This is a genomic window from Lactobacillus sp. X-49 (assembly GCF_057063645.1).
Window position 1 is genome coordinate 1 of sequence record NZ_JBXSQM010000018.1, and the last position, 16121, is coordinate 16121.

Consider the following 16121-nt stretch of genomic DNA (forward strand, 5'->3'; position numbering starts at 1 on the left):
AAGTTGGCAAACCGATTAACTATATTAAAATAGTGGTATCAACATTGCACTAGTATTTTGAATAGCGCAGTTAGTATAAATGTATATAGCCATAGGTTTGGCCTAACAAATTGAATTATAAAAATACGAAACAAGAAATATATAATTCAAAAATGGTCATAAATAGGAATTAACAGCTATTACTAAATGCGCTTAAGTTTATGATATATCAATTTGCGGGATCGTACAGAGTATATAAAAAAAAAAAAAAAAGCAATATAGAATTACCGTTATTTGAGAAAATAATAAACCTTAGAAAAGGCTGGAGTTAATTAAAGCTAAGTAGTTATTAGCATGGGGTTAGCAATTACTAAATAAGCAAACAAGAATTAATAAAATAAAGCAAATAAGCGAAGAAAAAGTAAACATAAAATCTTAGATAACAGTAGTTATTAATAATAGATTAAGATTTTGTTATGCTTAAAAGCAATAAAAAAAGGCATTATCTGCCTTTTTTATTTTGAAATTATCTTTATAATTGTATAAATTATCTAACTAAGTTAAAAAGAACAAACTTATTTCTACTTCAAATTAGTACCATAATAATACAAATTATATCTTTATTCAATTAATGTTTAATTATTTTACTTAATGAATCCTTCACGGCTTCTTTAATTGCCCGACTGGTTTGAGAAGCACCAGAAATAGCATCAACATCATAAGTATTTTCTTCAATCATTTTCTTTGGCAATTCCTTTACGGCCTTTAAACCATAGTCATCACTTTCTGTTTGTTTTAGTATTTCAACGTTCTTTATCTTTCCTTCATTATCAACAGTTGTACGAACTACTACACCATCGCCCATGCCTTGATTACTGAAGCCCAAGTATTGATTTTTGCCAACTGAATATTGTTGTTTATCCTCATCACTTGTAGAATTAAAATCATTATTTATTATTGCATCATTCAAATTTAAGCCGCCAGATAGAGGTAGGTCTTGTTTAATAGTGGCCGCATTTTCACCTGCAATTTTACCTGAAATTAAACAATCAGCAACATTGCCACCCGTTGTGTACTTATTAACAAACGGAGCGCCTAACTCACCTGCTTCATATAAATGTGGGATTGGCTGACCATCTGGATTTAAGACTTGAGCATGGCCATTACGGCGACCGCCACCTTGAGTATTAAGCATATTTTGTCTTAAAGCAATCGCGTAATAAGGTCCCTCAGCACTAAATGCTCGCAAAGTTTTCGGATCACGATGAAAGGCATAATCTTTTCCTTGTTGAGCCATGAAATTAAACTCAGTAACTGTCATTTGCAACTTTTCTTGTTTTTTACCAATTTTTTCTGCTAGTTCAGCCAGCGTATCCGCTTTAATCGCTTTTTCCAAGTAACCAGGTACCTTAAAACTATTTTCTGGTTCATTTTTAAGTTCGTCATACTTTTGTTGATCAAAAATCATATATGGTCGATTCTGATTTAACGGAACTGCCCAATCACCATGGTTATAAATGTGACCATGACGGTTCATTTCTGCTTCATTGAAATAACGTGTGCCATCATCACCCACGACAATTACACTGCCCATAAAACTTTCTTGCCAAAAGACATTGAGTGCATATGTCGACCGTAAGCCTTCTTTTTGCCGTAATGATAAACCATGAAATTGTCCTAGTGACTCAAATGAACGCATATTCCATAATTGAGCATTTACTTCCTCGAGCATCTTAATGCCATCGCCTTTATTATACAAACTACCAATTGGTGACAAATAAGGTGCTTGCAAGAACGTTTGAATCATTTCTTTGTTATTTTCAAAGCCCCCTGTAGCAAGAACAACACCATTCTTAACCTTAATATTACGTAAAACATGATTACGCTCAATTTGCACTCCGATAATTGTCTTAGTTATTCCATCTTGAATTAAGTGTTTAGCAGGTGAAGCATACCAAATATCAATTTTTTCTGACCGCTCTAAAACCTTTTGGCGCAAAATTTTCCATAAAGCTGCATCATCAACTCCTTCGTGAACCAAATAATCATCGTATGAATCTGCATCGGGTAATTCAGGATATTCAGTTACATAAGCCGTCGAAGGCGTGCCCGCTAATAACTTCTTCATACTAACGGGCTCAACATCTAAATACTTTCTAAAGTAGTCCCCCATATTAGCCATTCCCTCAATAAAGTTATCAAAAGCTGCTTTATCAGGTTTTAAAGGTGCAGCCAGGTGTTCATGATAATTTTTTAAAGCATTATAATCAGTTCCGGCACCAACCATTTGACCTGAATAACGGGTATTTCCTCCTTCATGACCTTCAGGCGCACTGTCAACTAGTAATACTTTTGCACCATTATCGGCAGCAAATCTTGCTGCCGTAGCACCGGCCCCACCAAAGCCAAGAACAGCAACGTCATATACTGCATCCCATTGAAATTTTTCATTGTTACTCATAATAAATCTCCTATACTAATAATTGATTGTTTACAAATTTATTAAACCACTATAATTATAGTTTGTGAATTATTTAGCTAATAAAATAGTTATTACAAAAAATGGAAATTTTATTAACTACAGATAGTAATCGTTGTTATCAAACCTTATTCATACTTGTGATTCTCAAGTTTCTTGTAATTAAATTGCTGAAAATTAGGTAATATAACAATAAGTATCAAAAATATACAGTATATAACTAACCTCAAAAATTATTTTTATTAAATTACCACCTTCTGAAGTCAATATTAACTTTTCAATTTCTACAGCAAAAGCAAAAAATCACCTTTATTTTGAAATCGATTACGTTATTTCCATCCTTCAACAAGAATTCAAAAAAGCGCTCTTGCAACATTAATATCTAGCATCAACATAAAAAGGGTACCAAATCTTTTTGCACCCTTTAAATTAACGCTTGCTATAGTTTCCCACCAAATACAGGAAAATGACCAGCAGAACCGTAATCTAGGCTTCTAACTTGCTCTAGTGTTGCCATGTCCTCATCACTAATTGTGAATTCCAGTTCCGTATTTTGTTTAATATGCGCACGACTTGAAGCTTTAGGTAAAACAATTGTATTTAATTGCCAGTCATAACGAATACACAATTGCGCAACCGATACCTGATATTTTTTTGCCATTTGTTCAATTAGCGGATTATTTAAAGCCGCTCCATGAGCAACTGGCGAGAATGCTTCCACTGCAATTTCATGATTCTGCGAAAAATCAATTAGATCTCTTGGTGTTGCCCCAATATGACACAAAATCTGGTTAACCATTGGTTTAGTATCACTGTGTGTAAGTAAATTACGCAAATCATCAGGTTGAAAGCTAGAAACTCCAATGGCTCTAAGCTTTCCTGCCTTCATAGCGTCTTCTAAGGCTCTCCAAGTTTCAAGATTTCCTTCATAATGACGATCATCTGATTGGTTTACTTCTATCCATGGCTGAGGATTATGAATAATCATCATGTCAAGATAATCTAAACCCATCTTTAATAAAGTATCGTCAATCGATTTTTTTGCTTCATCATAATTTTTGATTTCGGCTGCTACTTTGGAATTAACAAAGATTTCTTCACGCTTAATTCCAGAATTTTTGATACCTTTTCCGACTCCGGTTTCATTACCATAAGCCTGAGCAGTATCAATATGACGATATCCTAGTTGCAAAGCAGTTTCTACCACATCTGCTACTTGATTATCAGCAATTTCCCAAGTGCCCAAAGCAAGCTTGGGAATTTTTACACCATTATTCAATGTCAAAGTTTCATCTAAAATCATATTTTTTCCTCCATATCTTAAAGTATATCTCTTCAATTCAACTTTAAGTCAAGTAAGAAAGTTCACTTTATTTTAAGCAGAATTGCTTATTCTACCTTTTTTTAGATACAATAAAATTAAAATTTAAATACTAAGAAGGTATAAATTATGAAATCAGTTTATTTAGTCCGTCATGGACAAACTCTTTTTAACGTTCAACATAAAATTCAAGGCTTTTGCGATTCCCCACTTACAGAACTTGGGATTAAACAAGCTCAAGCAACTAAAAATGAATATTTTAAAAAGCTACATGTCCCACTAGATGAGGCTCACTGTTCAACTTCTGAACGAGCAATTGACACCTTAAAAATTATTACTAATCTTCCTTTCAAAACGCACAAAGAGTTGCGTGAATGGAATTTTGGTACTTATGAGGGGGAAGGTGAACACCTTAACCCACCGTTACCATATAATGACTTTTTCGTGCAATTTGGCGGTGAATCACAAAAGCAGTTGACTGAACGCATTAATCAAGCTATTACAACCATTGTCACAACTTCCACCAAAAAACATATTCTAATCGTCTCTCATGGCGCTGCGATTGCGAATTTTTATCGACAATGGGAAAAATACAACACATTTGAGCGAACCGAGCATATAAAGAACTGTTCAGTTCTAAAGTATGATTTTAAGGATGAAGTTTTTCACTTCAAAAAGATATTTAATCCAGATTGTTAATTATAAAACAACATTAAGCTATCTTATCGCTTAGTGTTGTTCACTTGTTTGTCCATGGAATGCCCATATTTTTTATTCAAACTTTGATTAATATTTTCTATTAAGTTCTTAGTACTTTTAATAAAGCCATCGTCAAAATCAAAATTAATATTTGGGGCTTGATACTCCTTGTTTGAAACAAACCTGAAAGCATAATACTGTAGGCGTGTTTTAAATCTTTTGTAGGAAAATCTCTTTTTATCAAGATTGGGAAAAGCATTAATCACTTCTTTTTCAACCAATCGAGCAATCTCCATAATTAATTTCAGTTTTTTCATTCCATTATTATTTCCAATAAGATTGACTACATCAATAGTTAAAAAATCTATTTTATTTTCAGGTAGCTCTATATTTAGAGCTGCATCAAGATAATTTAAAATCCATTCCGCAATTTTGTATTCATCTCTATAAAACAACTCTACCTCTTACATAAAATCAAATGGACTTTTAATATTGCTTTTTATAGCGATACATGATTACCTTAATATGATCCGAAATAACCAAATATGCATTATCAGCTAATGGTTGGTAAGTTTTCTTTCCGCATACCTAATTATGACCATTACTTTTCAAAATATTCATCAGAGATTTGTTGTATTAAATCAACCATTTTATTATCTAAACTAGTGTAAATCTTATCAATTTGAGACTTATCTATTTCATCTCCTTTTTTACCAAACGTTATTCCTTTCCCAATAACTATTATTTAATTTACAAAGGATTTCCACAGCTATCATCCTCCCAATTTGAACAACAAAAAAAGACTAAACATACTGACGGCTAAACAAACTACCAGTAATTTAGTCTTGCTTTCTTTACGAAATAACACCTATATAAAATATCATAATAATGAATTTTGCGTTTAAACTAACAATCTTATTTCTTGGTATAATCTATCTTCAATATTTTTGCAATAGATTTCAAAAATAATATAATTTATTTTTCTAACACTTCTTTTGCTAACAAAAGACACCCCATTGTGCCAGCATCATTACCAAGTTTCGCATGAACAATAAATTCATCAAGCGAAATATTTTCAAGATATTGTCCAACCATTTTATTGTATTCGTAGCGAATTTTTGGAAATAGTTGCTCTTGATTTGACACGCCTCCGCCAAAAATGATTCTCTCAGGTGACAAAATCATTGCTACATTGACACACGCTTGAGCAAGATAGTATGCTTCCATGTCCCATTGTTTACTGCTCCTAGATAAATTTTCGGCTTTTTCGCCTGCTCTTTTTTCAATTGCAGGACCACTAGCTAAGCTCTCTAAACAGTCATAATGATAAATGCAGGTTCCGTCAATATGATCATACTGATTTCTAGCCACTACAATGTGACCCATTTCTGAATGAGACATTCCGTTTAAGACATGCCCATTACATATTGCACCTGCTCCGATACCGGTTCCTACAGTCCAATAAATAATATTTTTAAGTCCTTTACCCGCACCTAACTTGTACTCTCCATATGCTGCCGCATTCACGTCTGTTGTCCAAAATACAGATTTACTGATATGACACTGTATTTTTTCTAAAAAAGGATAGTTTACCCATCCTTTTTTGGGAGTTGCTAATATTTTTCCATAATTTTTACAACCTTTATTAATTCCTATTGGACCAAAGCATCCGATTCCAATAGCATCTGGCTGGTTTTTTCGAAAAAAATGGTAAATCTTGGGCATAGTTTCAGATGGTACAGTAGTTGGAATTCTAGTTTTAGCGATAATATTCAATTTTTCATCACTAACTGAACAAACAAATTTAGTTCCTCCAGCTTCAATTGATCCTAATTTCATCATTAACTAATCCTTTCTAAATAAAAAGGGAGGACTTAGATCCTCTCTTTTTATTTAAGCTAGATTTTGTCTGCACGCCAAGGATCCATTCCTTCGTACAATTTAGCCTTGCCAACAGCATCAAAGAGTTTATTTTTATGATGTACAACTTTCTTTGCTGATTTAATTGCATCTGGGAACAAATTATTAGGATCCCACCCATCATCTTCAGATAAAATCTTACGAGCTTTTTCAAAGAACGCATGCTTGTAGTCAGAAGAAATATTTACCTTGCTAATTCCATTTTTAACAGCTTCTGCAATTTGTTCATCTGGATTTGATGAACCACCATGCAGAACTAAAGGAGTATCTGGAACAGCCTTAACAATATCTTTCAAAATATCAATTCTAATTTTGGGTGTAACATCTGAAGGATAAATACCGTGGCTAGTACCAATACCAACAGCTAATGTATCAACACCAGTTTCTTCAACAAACTTTTGTGCTTCTTCAGGAGTTGTGTAAATTCCTTCTTTTTTATGCCCTTCAACGTGGACACCGGTCTGACCAATTGTTCCAACTTCACCTTCAACCGATACACCTACTCTATGAGCCATTTTTACCGTTTCTTTAGTTAAAGCAACATTGGTATCCCATTTCTCAGCAGATAAGTCGATCATTACTGAACTGAATCCATCATGAATTGCACGTGCTGCACTGTTAACTGTGTCACCATGATCAAGATGAAGTACAACAGGAATTTTACTATCACGAATTCTAGTTAATACGTAACTAATAAAATCATCCTTACAGTAACGTAATTCAGTTGGGTGAATCATGATAATTGCAGGTGCATAGTCTTCTTCACACTGCTCGATGGCAATACGCATTAATTCCAGGTTTGAAACGTTATACGCACCTACTGCAAAGTTGTTTTTTCTAGCTACTTTCATTAACTGGTTCATATTTACTAAAGTCATTGTTTTATCTCCTTAATTATTTTTTATTATATTTATTTTTTAATATATTTTCAAAACAGTTTGTGGGTCATTTATCACATCCTTAAAGTTATTGAAGATTAATTCCTGACAAATCTATGTCTGTTTCATCCTCGTCATCAGTTTGTGGAGTTCCGTTAACTTCTTCATCTGTTAGAGGCTTTTTTAAGATGGCTAACAAAATTCCTGTTGCAAGTGAACCAACAAGCAAAGCAATTATTGCAACCGCTGGTTTTGACATTGCAGGAATTACAAATATTCCTCCAGAAGGAACTGGACTTTCATTTCCCCAAGCATAGCTAATCATTCCTGTGATACCACAACCAATCCAAGTACATGGTAAAGTTCTTAACAAATCATTCATTGCAATTGGTATAACGCCTTCAGTGATCATACAACATCCCATTGGAAAAGCAACTTCAATTGTTTCAACTTCTTGTTTAGTATAAATTTTCTTATGGAAAAGTTTAGCTAATAAGTATGACATCGTAATTCCAAATGGCGGAACCATTGCTGCTAAAACTTTTATCCCTTCTGGACCTTTAATTCCATCTAGTAGCAGTCCATCACAAATCAAATTAGGAATCTTACTAATTGCTCCACCAAAGTCAGCACATCCAATTAAACCAATTAAAAAACCATATAATGCTCGTTGGGAACGATCCAAACCAGTTATAAAATGATTTAATGCTTTAGTTGCAACTGTGAGTGGATTACCTAACAAGAAGAACATAATTAAAGCAGTAAAAATTGCTGTAGCAGTTGGTACAATCAACATTGGCATTAATCCGCTTGCCCACTTTGGAACTTTTATTTTCTTAATTCCTAAAGCAATATAACCGGCAATAAATCCCCCGATAATGCCTCCTAAGAAACCCGCTCCAAGAAAGGAAGCAATTTGTCCTGATAAAAATCCAGGAGCAATTCCTGGTCGATCAGCTATTGAATAACCAATATAACCAGCAATAAATGATGGCAATAGTCCCATTCCTAAAACTCCAAGTGTAGTCATAGAATTTTGGAAGTTCATCTGAGCCAAAGTATTCACTTGCTTACCACCCATTAAATTACCAATTGCAATAAGTAATCCAGAGGCAACAATTAATGGAAGCATATAAGAAATTGAAGTTAACAAGTGCTTCTTAACGGCAGATCCTACCTTCTTTGCACCACTAACAAATTTATTCATTTACATCACGCTTTCTTACATTTCTTTGCATTAACTTCTTTTTCAATTTTTTGAAGTAATTGCTTTGGTGCCTTAACTACCAATGAAGTACCAATTTTAACAGTTGGAATATTTTTAAAACGCTCATTTCCCGTAGTCGCAATATCAACTGCTAATAGAGCAACATCTGCTTCAGAAATTTGCTTGGGTGTTAATTCGTTTTCAGTACCAATTGTTCCTTGAGTTTCGATATAAATCTCGTATCCAAGTTCCTTTGCAGCCTTCTCTAATTTAGCCTTTGCCAGATAGGTGTGAGCTATTCCTGATGTACAGGCACATACACAAACAATTTTCATGATAAAAATCATCTCCTTATTTATTACATAAAAGTTGAATCACGTTTTCTTTTGTCTTGGCATGATGGAGTTTATTAATAAAATCATCGTCCGATAACAAAATTGCTACTTGCTGTAAAAGTTTTAAATGTAATGTACTTGCATCTTGATCTCTTACGGCAAAGAGAATCACAGCGGTTACTGGCTTATCATCAAGTGTTTCCCATGGAATTGGATGATTACTCAATCCAATTGCAATTGTTGTGTTTTTAACTGCCAGTGACTTGCCGTGTGGAATCGCAACACCTTGACCGATACCTGTTTCTCCTTCGGTTTCACGTTTAAACACATCTTCAACAAAAACTTGTTTATTATCTACATCATTATCTTGTTTTAAAAGTTCGCTAAGTTCATCGATAACCTCTTCTTTTGTAGTACCAACTAAATTGAGTTTAATTAAGTCAGGGGTCACTATTTTAGCAATGTCTACTTTTTCTTTCGACAAATTTTTATCTCCTATCTTTCTAAAATATTTATTACCTGATTGGCGGTTTTAGTTTCGCTAATTTGTGAAACAACGTCATCCTCTGCTAATTTGTTAATAACATAACGTATTTTTTTAAAATTATTATCATGTTGATCAACTTTTTGGGGAACGACTAAACAAATTAAAATTTTTACTTTTGAGTCATCAAGGCAGTGCCAATCTACAATGCATTTGTTTGATGTAAAAACATATAGCCAAGGTGAGAAATTCTCTTTCAAAATTATATGAGGAATCGCTAATCCCTGTATTAAAGCGGTATTGTTAGCTTTTTCTCTACTTTCTAAACTATCAATCACTTCATTTAAATCTATTTTCATAATTTTAGAAATAGTAGTTGCTACTTCCTTAAACGCATTTTTTTGACTAGTTACACTACCATCTTCACCTTTAAATAGGGTTGCGTTCACTTTGGATTTTTCTAACAACGTTTTTCACCTTCTGTTCATCTTTTTTTGTAAAAAATGCACTTACGAGTTCGATTGGCACTTTTCCATGACAATCAATTGGAACAGTACTAATTAATAAATCAACAGCTGGCTGCTTCTTTAAAATTGCTTTAACATCAAAAGTTGGTGCTAATCCGACAATTTCAATTTCTGGAATACTATTTTTTATTTTGGTTGAAATAATTCCTGAAGTACCAATTCCAGTTGTACAAACTACGTACGCTTTAATCTTTGTACTTGACTTATTTTTTTCTTCGTAATATTTTGCAAAATACAAACAGATAAAGCCTGTTTCATCATCTGAAATTTTGGGCAAATCAAACTCTTGACTTACTTTAACTGCCGCCATTTTGGTTGCCGAAAAAACTTTTGAATATTCTAGCTTAATATCATTTAGTAAAGCATTGGGCAGAGAAATTTTCATTTTCAATCTGCTAATCATCGCTAAGATATGATCTTTAATCTCGTCTTTAATTGATAATTTAAAACTACAATCTAGATTTTGCGAAACTTCATGTATAAAAAAGTTGGTTAATTCTTCTGCTAAGTCACGATCATCCAAAACTATCCCATCAAATGAGTTAAATCTAGACGTTAGTAAATATTTGAATAAGTAATAAACTTCTGAGTCTAAGTCTGTTCCTATAATTCCCAAATATTTTTTGATATTATCAATAATCGTCTTACAAATACTAAAAATTTCAGGATTATCTTTTATTTCTTTTTGTAAGTGATCTTCTGTGATTATTGACTTATCAACGGATTTATACTTCCTAGCTCTAGTTAGTAAAATATAAATATGAGCAAAGAAATTAACATTATATGGGTATGGTAAAGATCCATTTAAAACACGTAATGACATTTCAACTTGACTTAATGCAAAATTAAAATCTTTTTGATAAGATCGAGATGTATTTTTACGTAAAGTTTCAAGATCAGTTAAATTATTAATATGCAAAACTAACTCAATTAGAGCATTTCTGATATCTTTTTCATTTCCAACTATTTGAATTGACCGTTGTTTACGTTTAAGTTTTAAATTCCATTTTTGAATCTTTTGGCTTATCTGCTTTTCATCATTCCATAAAACGGATTCACTTATATATAAACTATTTACCAAGTCATAAATTTTCACTTCATTTGGTGATGCAAATAGCAACTTGGTTAACATATTTTCTTGTCTTAAATGTGTTGATGAATCGTGATGAACATTTTGGTTCGCATAATCTAGGTAATTGGAATAATTTAGCTCATAGCCTCGCCCCCTCTGGGAAATAATGATTGGTTCTGGAAACTTTTTATTTAAACTATTGATATGACGTGCAATTGTTTTCTTAGAAACATTTAGCTTGCTTGATAGTTCATCAGAAGTTATGAACTGATTGTGAACTTTAAGATAATCAATAATTTGTTGACTAATTTCTTTTTGCACTTTTCGTCCCTCCTGATACTTATATTTTGCCTTTTATGTAAACGCTTAATTAATTAAAAAGTGTCCGTAGATATTTATTTCAATAGACATTTATTTAAATTTGACTACTAAAAATTAGGATAATTTGAATTTTTAAACCTATTAAAAAAGTTATTTATAACTTTTCCTAATTATGAGGTTCAGATCATTATGTCTTTAAAAGACTTTTTAATAAATAATTTAAAAAGATATATCAAAACAAATTACTTGTTATTTTTATTCCATTGCAAATTTTAGTTACGCATATTTCCCATAACTTCTGTTTAACTATAAATTTGACCATAAAAAAACTCTAAATCGGATTTAGTCCAATTTAGAGGATCAACTTCATTTTTTAAGCATTATAGCGTTTTTTTAAAAATATTATTATTGTTTGCCTGTCCAACGAACGTATTCTTGCATCACTTGAGTTCCACATAAGAACTTTTCAGATTCAAATTCTTGTAATACATCAGACAAATTTTTATTGTCACAATATTGAAATTGTAAAATAATACCCTTTACTCGCTTAAGTAAATCATTTTTAGAAATAGGGTAATCAATACTAGTTTTTTCTATAGCTTGCACAAAATAGTGCATATCATTAGGTCCTAATTTCATTTTAAAGATTCCTCCTTTTTAAATTGGTACATTGATTTATTAAATCCTATTTCTTTATCTTGCTGTGTATTTGGATTAGCACCACCGCGATGATTTCCTAGATAATTCAAATTACCCATAAGCGCCTGGCTTTGAATAGCATCAGCTAAGCCAGGATATACATCAAACTTTAATGTATATGGTGTTTGTAAAGGTGCTTGTGCAAAAATATCACCATCTGGATTAACAGCCATACTATTTCCAAACCAGCAATAAGCTTCGTCTAATCCACACTCATTAGTAGCTAAAACATAACATTTATTAAAGTATGCTCCTGCTTTATTTGTGGTTTCATATACCCTTTCATATGGTGTCATGTACGCAGAAATACGAATTATTACATTAGCTTTTTTGTAAGCTGCTTCTTTCCATGTATCTATATAATCACCATCTGAACAAATAATTGTTGCAATTCTTGCTCCCTTTGGACCATCAAAAACTTTTATTTCATTACCTGGATATGTAGGTTCAATAGGATTCCATGGATTAGTTTTGGTATATACATTTACTATTTCACCTAAATTATTAATTGTAATAGCGGCATTTTGAACTGGTTCACCATTTTTTTTGTCCAAATATGCGCCAAAAACAAGCCAAACACCTAATTCATTACAGATTTTCTTTAAAGTTTTAATATTATTGTCTTCTAAAGTAATCGGATAATTATGGGCTGTCGGACTAAATCCGTGTAAAGCAGTTTCAGGTGTTACCATTAAATCCACACCCGGCAATCCAATAACCGTACGTCTCATCCAAGAACATATTTCATTAACATTTGTAGGTATGTCCTCACTTTTTGTAACAGATTTTTTTACAGGCATCTGAAAAAGAGCCACACTTAAACATTGTGTTTTTATTTCTCCTGGAATTGGAAAACATGATCCATAATTCATTATAATCTGACCTCCTAATTTTCTGAATTATAAATTTTGAAACTAAAAATGCATATTCCCACTGCAATTGCTACTATTAAAAAACAATAACCTATTAACTTTTCATTAATATCTACTAACATACCAGATAATGGCGCAGCCAAAAATGTACCTGCATTTAAACCAATATTCATAATACTAATAGCTTGTGGTGAGTAATTACTATTTTTTTCTGTTTGTGGAGCTAAAGTATAAATTACACTCGGTATTCCACCATCAAAAAACGGAAAAAGAATAATCATAATCCAAATACCAACATAAGATTTAGTAAAATTAAAAGAAATTAGACCAATAATCCCATAAACCACAGCCAAAAATGCACCAAAACTTTTTTTATTAGAAATTTTATTCAACAGAAAGCCAATAATCACCATATAAACTATTTCAAATAAATATACATATCCAATTAAAGGAGTAACCTGACTCATAGGTAAATTAGCATTATGTGACCAACTATTGCCTATCCAAGAGACAAATGTAAAAGAACACAATGTGAATAAAAAAGCTCCCAAAGCCATAATCCAAGTTGACCAAGACTTTAAACCCGCTGTTACGGAATGAGATTCAATTTGAGTTTCCGAAACTTGTTTGTCTTTTTCAGGTTCAGTAACAAAAAACCAATATAAAATTAAAGCAATGGCACAGGTAATAATTCCTAGCCACCAAAGCCCACGCCAACTGAATAAATTAACCAAACTTGGTGCTGAAAAGAATAATATTGCTTGTGAAATTGTCATCCAACTAGTCCAAATAGTCATTGGTAATCCTCGTTCCCGTGGCTTAAACCACATAGTAATAACCATAGGACCTAATACAGCAATAATTCCTACACCCATGCCTTCAATAAATCGGCTAAACATTAATAAAACAATATTATTAGTGAATACTCCCAACAAGGAGCCTAAAATAGCAATTAATAATGACATTAAGCCGGATTTTTTTACACCAATTTTTTTTATAATCGTCGAAGCTGGTAATGCAATAAAAACACCAATTAATGAAAAGATCGAACTCAACCATCCTGCTGTTTGAGCATTTATATTAAAGCTTTTCATCAATATAGTTATAATTGGAGAAATTTTATTCTGAACTAGTGCTAGTGCAATTCCTCCACAAACTGTTGCTAAACAAACTATCCAATGATTCCTTTTATTAGCCAAAAAAGGACCTCCTTTTTAATTACAATTACATAAAGTAACATGTCGGTTTATCATTAACATCTATGTACTTAATGTTGTTAACCATCTCCTAATAAATATATATAAACCGCTTATAATTCTATTACATATTGTAATTGTTTTCAATACATAAATTATATTTTTCATTTATAAAACCTGCATATATAAGGCGTATTTTATAGTTATATAAACTATTATAAGTATATAATATAGCTATATTCTTTAACTTCTAAAAATTACATTGATTTTAGAAATCTTTCAATTTAGAGACTAAATTGACTATCAAAATACTTATCGTGAGGTGATTATTGCTTTTAAATATCTTTAATCCATCATGCACCAAAAATTGTAACAGTTTCTTTTGTCACTAATAATTCAAGAAATTAAATTAACACATTTTTTGTTTTTAAGGGTGACAAAATATTATCATGGTTATGTAACAGACACCCATTTTTTTGCTAGTACACCAATCTTTAAATTCAGCCACATTTCTTCATTAAGTAATTTATTATTAGTAATACCATAAGCTCAACTGTGTTATAAAACATCTTCCATTATCTGCTTTAATAAACCAGATAATACTATACTGCTAAAGTAAAATTTGTAACACGATACGTTTACTTTGACTTAGCAAGTTTTGCTCAAACGCAACTTCAATCTATATACTTAGATAGCATTTTTGTAAAACAATAATTTGGTTTTTAAAATAAGCATTTACCATAGAACTTTGTAAAAGTGAATAAAAACTGCTACCTGCTTTTTTTATATTGTTTAATATTTTGTATGTAAAAGCTTGCGATAATACTAGTTTCTCACATCTTTATAAATTAACCTGCTCCCAAAAACATATTCTAATCGTTTCTCACGGCGCTGCAATTGCAAATTTTTATCGACAATGGGAAAAATACAACACATTTGAGCGAACCGAGCATATAAAGAACTGTTCAGTTCTAAAGTATGATTTTAAGGATGGAATATTCCGTCTACAATTTTTGTTTAACCCAGATTATTGATTCATATTAAAAGTAAGAACTAAAAATTTGGTTTTTACTTTTTGGTAAGCAAAAAGGCCAACTCCTTAATCAAGTTAGCCTTTTTTATATATTTTATAAACTAAATAGCAATTATTCTAAGTTTAATGAGCTCTTGTCAAATGCAGCTGACTTAATCTTATCATCAATTGATGGAGTACCAAGCCAAGTAATCATTTCTTTCATTGAGTCAGTAATTGCTTCAGTACCTGGAAGTAACAACTTACGAGGATCGTAACCCTTGTTAGCCTTGTCTTCATCCTTGTGAGCTTCGAAGTACTTCCGTGTAGCTGCTTGGAATGCTAATTGGAACTCAGTATTGATGTTAACCTTAGAAATACCAAGTGAGATAGCTTTCTTAACTTGTTCTTCAGGAATACCAGAACCACCGTGCAATACAAGTGGAACTGGAACTGCATCAGCAATTTCCTTCAAGCGGTCAAAGTTCAAGCCTTTCCAGTCACTTGGGTAAACACCGTGAATATTACCGATACCACAAGCAAGCTTGTCAACACCAGCAGCGACGAAAGTCTTCGCATCTTCAACAGAAGCAAGTTCTCCACCTTCTGAGCCTTGGTTTTCACCAATTTTACCAATTTCAGCTTCAACTGAAATTCCACGTTCATGAGCCAGCTTAACGATTTCTTTAGTCTTAGCTAAATTTTCTTCAGTTGGTAAAGCATGACCATCAAACATAACTGATGAATAGCCAAGAGCAATACATTCCTTAGCTGCTTCAAAGTCACCGTGGTCAAGATTCAATACAACTGGAACAGAAATGTCCATTGCATCAATTGAATCTTCAACAATATCCTTAGCTATCTTGTAGCCACCCATGTATTTAGCAGCACCCATTGAAACTTGAATTAAAACTGGAGTTCTAGTTTCTTCAGCCGCTTGCAAAATTGCACGTGTCCATTCTAAGTTGTTAGTGTTGTATGCACCAACTGCATAGTGGTTCTTACGCGCATCTTTAAAAATTTGATTACCATTATCTAAATATGCCATTGATAAATTCCTCCTATTAAACTTACAGCCTTATTGTACCGTATTAATTAAATATTGAACAAGGTTTTATCT

The 16121-nt window shown here is 32.3% G+C and carries 17 protein-coding genes; 2 read left to right on the forward strand and 15 right to left on the reverse strand.

Going from position 1 to position 16121, the window contains the following annotated elements; genetic code table 11:
- Positions 1 to 607: 607 nt before the first annotated feature.
- Together ACYIAQ_RS08105 and ACYIAQ_RS08110 are read right to left on the reverse strand one after the other, a co-directional pair.
- On the reverse strand, positions 608 to 2440 hold the full coding sequence (locus tag ACYIAQ_RS08105; protein WP_483563339.1) for an FAD-binding protein: 1833 nt from the start codon (positions 2438 to 2440) through the stop codon (positions 608 to 610).
- A gap of 457 nt (positions 2441 to 2897) precedes the next feature.
- Complete coding sequence (locus ACYIAQ_RS08110; RefSeq protein WP_483563338.1) at positions 2898 to 3761, reverse strand: aldo/keto reductase; 864 nt, start codon at positions 3759 to 3761, stop codon at positions 2898 to 2900.
- A 147-nt stretch (positions 3762 to 3908) separates the two neighbouring features.
- Here ACYIAQ_RS08110 and ACYIAQ_RS08115 point away from each other — a divergent pair, with 147 nt between their 5' ends.
- Positions 3909 to 4478, forward strand: coding sequence for a histidine phosphatase family protein (locus tag ACYIAQ_RS08115; RefSeq protein WP_483563337.1), 570 nt, complete (start codon positions 3909 to 3911; stop codon positions 4476 to 4478).
- Positions 4479 to 4501: 23 nt separating this feature from the next.
- On the opposite strand, the gene ACYIAQ_RS08120 is transcribed toward ACYIAQ_RS08115, so the two are convergent.
- From ACYIAQ_RS08120 to ACYIAQ_RS08175, 12 genes are all read right to left on the reverse strand, one after another.
- Positions 4502 to 4933: a hypothetical protein gene (locus ACYIAQ_RS08120; protein ID WP_483563336.1), complete on the reverse strand. Its 432-nt coding sequence runs from the start codon at positions 4931 to 4933 to the stop codon at positions 4502 to 4504.
- A gap of 146 nt (positions 4934 to 5079) precedes the next feature.
- Positions 5080 to 5223 carry a CAT RNA binding domain-containing protein gene (locus ACYIAQ_RS08125; protein WP_483564045.1) on the reverse strand — a complete coding sequence of 48 codons (144 nt, stop codon included), beginning with the start codon at positions 5221 to 5223 and terminating at the stop codon, positions 5080 to 5082.
- Positions 5224 to 5453: 230 nt separating this feature from the next.
- The gene (locus ACYIAQ_RS08130) at positions 5454 to 6320 is read right to left on the reverse strand and encodes an ROK family protein (protein WP_483563335.1); all 867 of its coding nucleotides are present in this window, start codon (positions 6318 to 6320) and stop codon (positions 5454 to 5456) included.
- Positions 6321 to 6376: 56 nt separating this feature from the next.
- Entirely contained in the window at positions 6377 to 7276 is a 900-nt protein-coding gene (locus ACYIAQ_RS08135; protein WP_483563334.1) for a ketose-bisphosphate aldolase, read from the reverse strand.
- Positions 7277 to 7364: 88 nt separating this feature from the next.
- Entirely contained in the window at positions 7365 to 8483 is a 1119-nt protein-coding gene (locus ACYIAQ_RS08140; RefSeq protein ID WP_483563333.1) for a PTS fructose transporter subunit IIC, read from the reverse strand.
- A gap of 5 nt (positions 8484 to 8488) precedes the next feature.
- Positions 8489 to 8818, reverse strand: a complete 330-nt coding sequence (locus tag ACYIAQ_RS08145) for a PTS fructose transporter subunit IIB (protein ID WP_483563332.1) — start codon at positions 8816 to 8818, stop codon at positions 8489 to 8491.
- Positions 8819 to 8834: 16 nt separating this feature from the next.
- A complete protein-coding gene (locus ACYIAQ_RS08150; protein ID WP_483563331.1) occupies positions 8835 to 9302 on the reverse strand; it encodes a PTS sugar transporter subunit IIA in 468 nt (155 codons plus the stop codon).
- Between the two features lie 11 nt (positions 9303 to 9313).
- The gene (locus ACYIAQ_RS08155) at positions 9314 to 9769 is read right to left on the reverse strand and encodes a PTS sugar transporter subunit IIA (RefSeq protein ID WP_483563330.1); all 456 of its coding nucleotides are present in this window, start codon (positions 9767 to 9769) and stop codon (positions 9314 to 9316) included.
- Positions 9732 to 11222, reverse strand: a complete 1491-nt coding sequence (locus tag ACYIAQ_RS08160) for a BglG family transcription antiterminator (protein ID WP_483563329.1) — start codon at positions 11220 to 11222, stop codon at positions 9732 to 9734. The genes ACYIAQ_RS08155 and ACYIAQ_RS08160 overlap by 38 nt, the downstream gene beginning before the upstream one ends.
- Positions 11223 to 11627: 405 nt before the next feature.
- Positions 11628 to 11861, reverse strand: a complete 234-nt coding sequence (locus ACYIAQ_RS08165; RefSeq protein WP_483563328.1) for a hypothetical protein — start codon at positions 11859 to 11861, stop codon at positions 11628 to 11630.
- Positions 11858 to 12793: a nitrilase-related carbon-nitrogen hydrolase gene (locus ACYIAQ_RS08170; protein WP_483563327.1), complete on the reverse strand. Its 936-nt coding sequence runs from the start codon at positions 12791 to 12793 to the stop codon at positions 11858 to 11860. The genes ACYIAQ_RS08165 and ACYIAQ_RS08170 overlap by 4 nt, the downstream gene beginning before the upstream one ends.
- Positions 12794 to 12807: 14 nt before the next feature.
- Positions 12808 to 13992, reverse strand: coding sequence for an MFS transporter (locus ACYIAQ_RS08175; protein WP_483563326.1), 1185 nt, complete (start codon positions 13990 to 13992; stop codon positions 12808 to 12810).
- Positions 13993 to 14789: 797 nt separating this feature from the next.
- Here ACYIAQ_RS08175 and ACYIAQ_RS08180 point away from each other — a divergent pair.
- Positions 14790 to 15023, forward strand: a complete 234-nt coding sequence (locus ACYIAQ_RS08180; RefSeq protein ID WP_483564046.1) for a histidine phosphatase family protein — start codon at positions 14790 to 14792, stop codon at positions 15021 to 15023.
- Positions 15024 to 15134: 111 nt separating this feature from the next.
- On the opposite strand, the gene fba is transcribed toward ACYIAQ_RS08180, so the two are convergent.
- On the reverse strand, positions 15135 to 16049 hold the full coding sequence (gene fba / locus ACYIAQ_RS08185) for a class II fructose-1,6-bisphosphate aldolase (protein WP_122023189.1): 915 nt from the start codon (positions 16047 to 16049) through the stop codon (positions 15135 to 15137).
- Positions 16050 to 16121 lie beyond the last annotated feature (72 nt).

Bases quoted from the DNA above. Each gene is read 5' to 3' on its own strand.
- ACYIAQ_RS08105 (WP_483563339.1), bottom strand. From the start codon at position 2,440: ATGAGTAACAATGAAAAATTTCAATGGGATGCAGTATATGACGTTGCT.
- ACYIAQ_RS08110 (WP_483563338.1), bottom strand. From the start codon at position 3,761: ATGATTTTAGATGAAACTTTGACATTGAATAATGGTGTAAAAATTCCC.
- ACYIAQ_RS08115 (WP_483563337.1), top strand. From the start codon at position 3,909: ATGAAATCAGTTTATTTAGTCCGTCATGGACAAACTCTTTTTAACGTT.
- ACYIAQ_RS08130 (WP_483563335.1), bottom strand. From the start codon at position 6,320: ATGATGAAATTAGGATCAATTGAAGCTGGAGGAACTAAATTTGTTTGT.
- ACYIAQ_RS08135 (WP_483563334.1), bottom strand. From the start codon at position 7,276: ATGACTTTAGTAAATATGAACCAGTTAATGAAAGTAGCTAGAAAAAAC.
- ACYIAQ_RS08140 (WP_483563333.1), bottom strand. From the start codon at position 8,483: ATGAATAAATTTGTTAGTGGTGCAAAGAAGGTAGGATCTGCCGTTAAG.
- ACYIAQ_RS08145 (WP_483563332.1), bottom strand. From the start codon at position 8,818: ATGAAAATTGTTTGTGTATGTGCCTGTACATCAGGAATAGCTCACACC.
- ACYIAQ_RS08165 (WP_483563328.1), bottom strand. From the start codon at position 11,861: ATGAAATTAGGACCTAATGATATGCACTATTTTGTGCAAGCTATAGAA.
- ACYIAQ_RS08170 (WP_483563327.1), bottom strand. From the start codon at position 12,793: ATGAATTATGGATCATGTTTTCCAATTCCAGGAGAAATAAAAACACAA.
- fba (WP_122023189.1), bottom strand. From the start codon at position 16,049: ATGGCATATTTAGATAATGGTAATCAAATTTTTAAAGATGCGCGTAAG.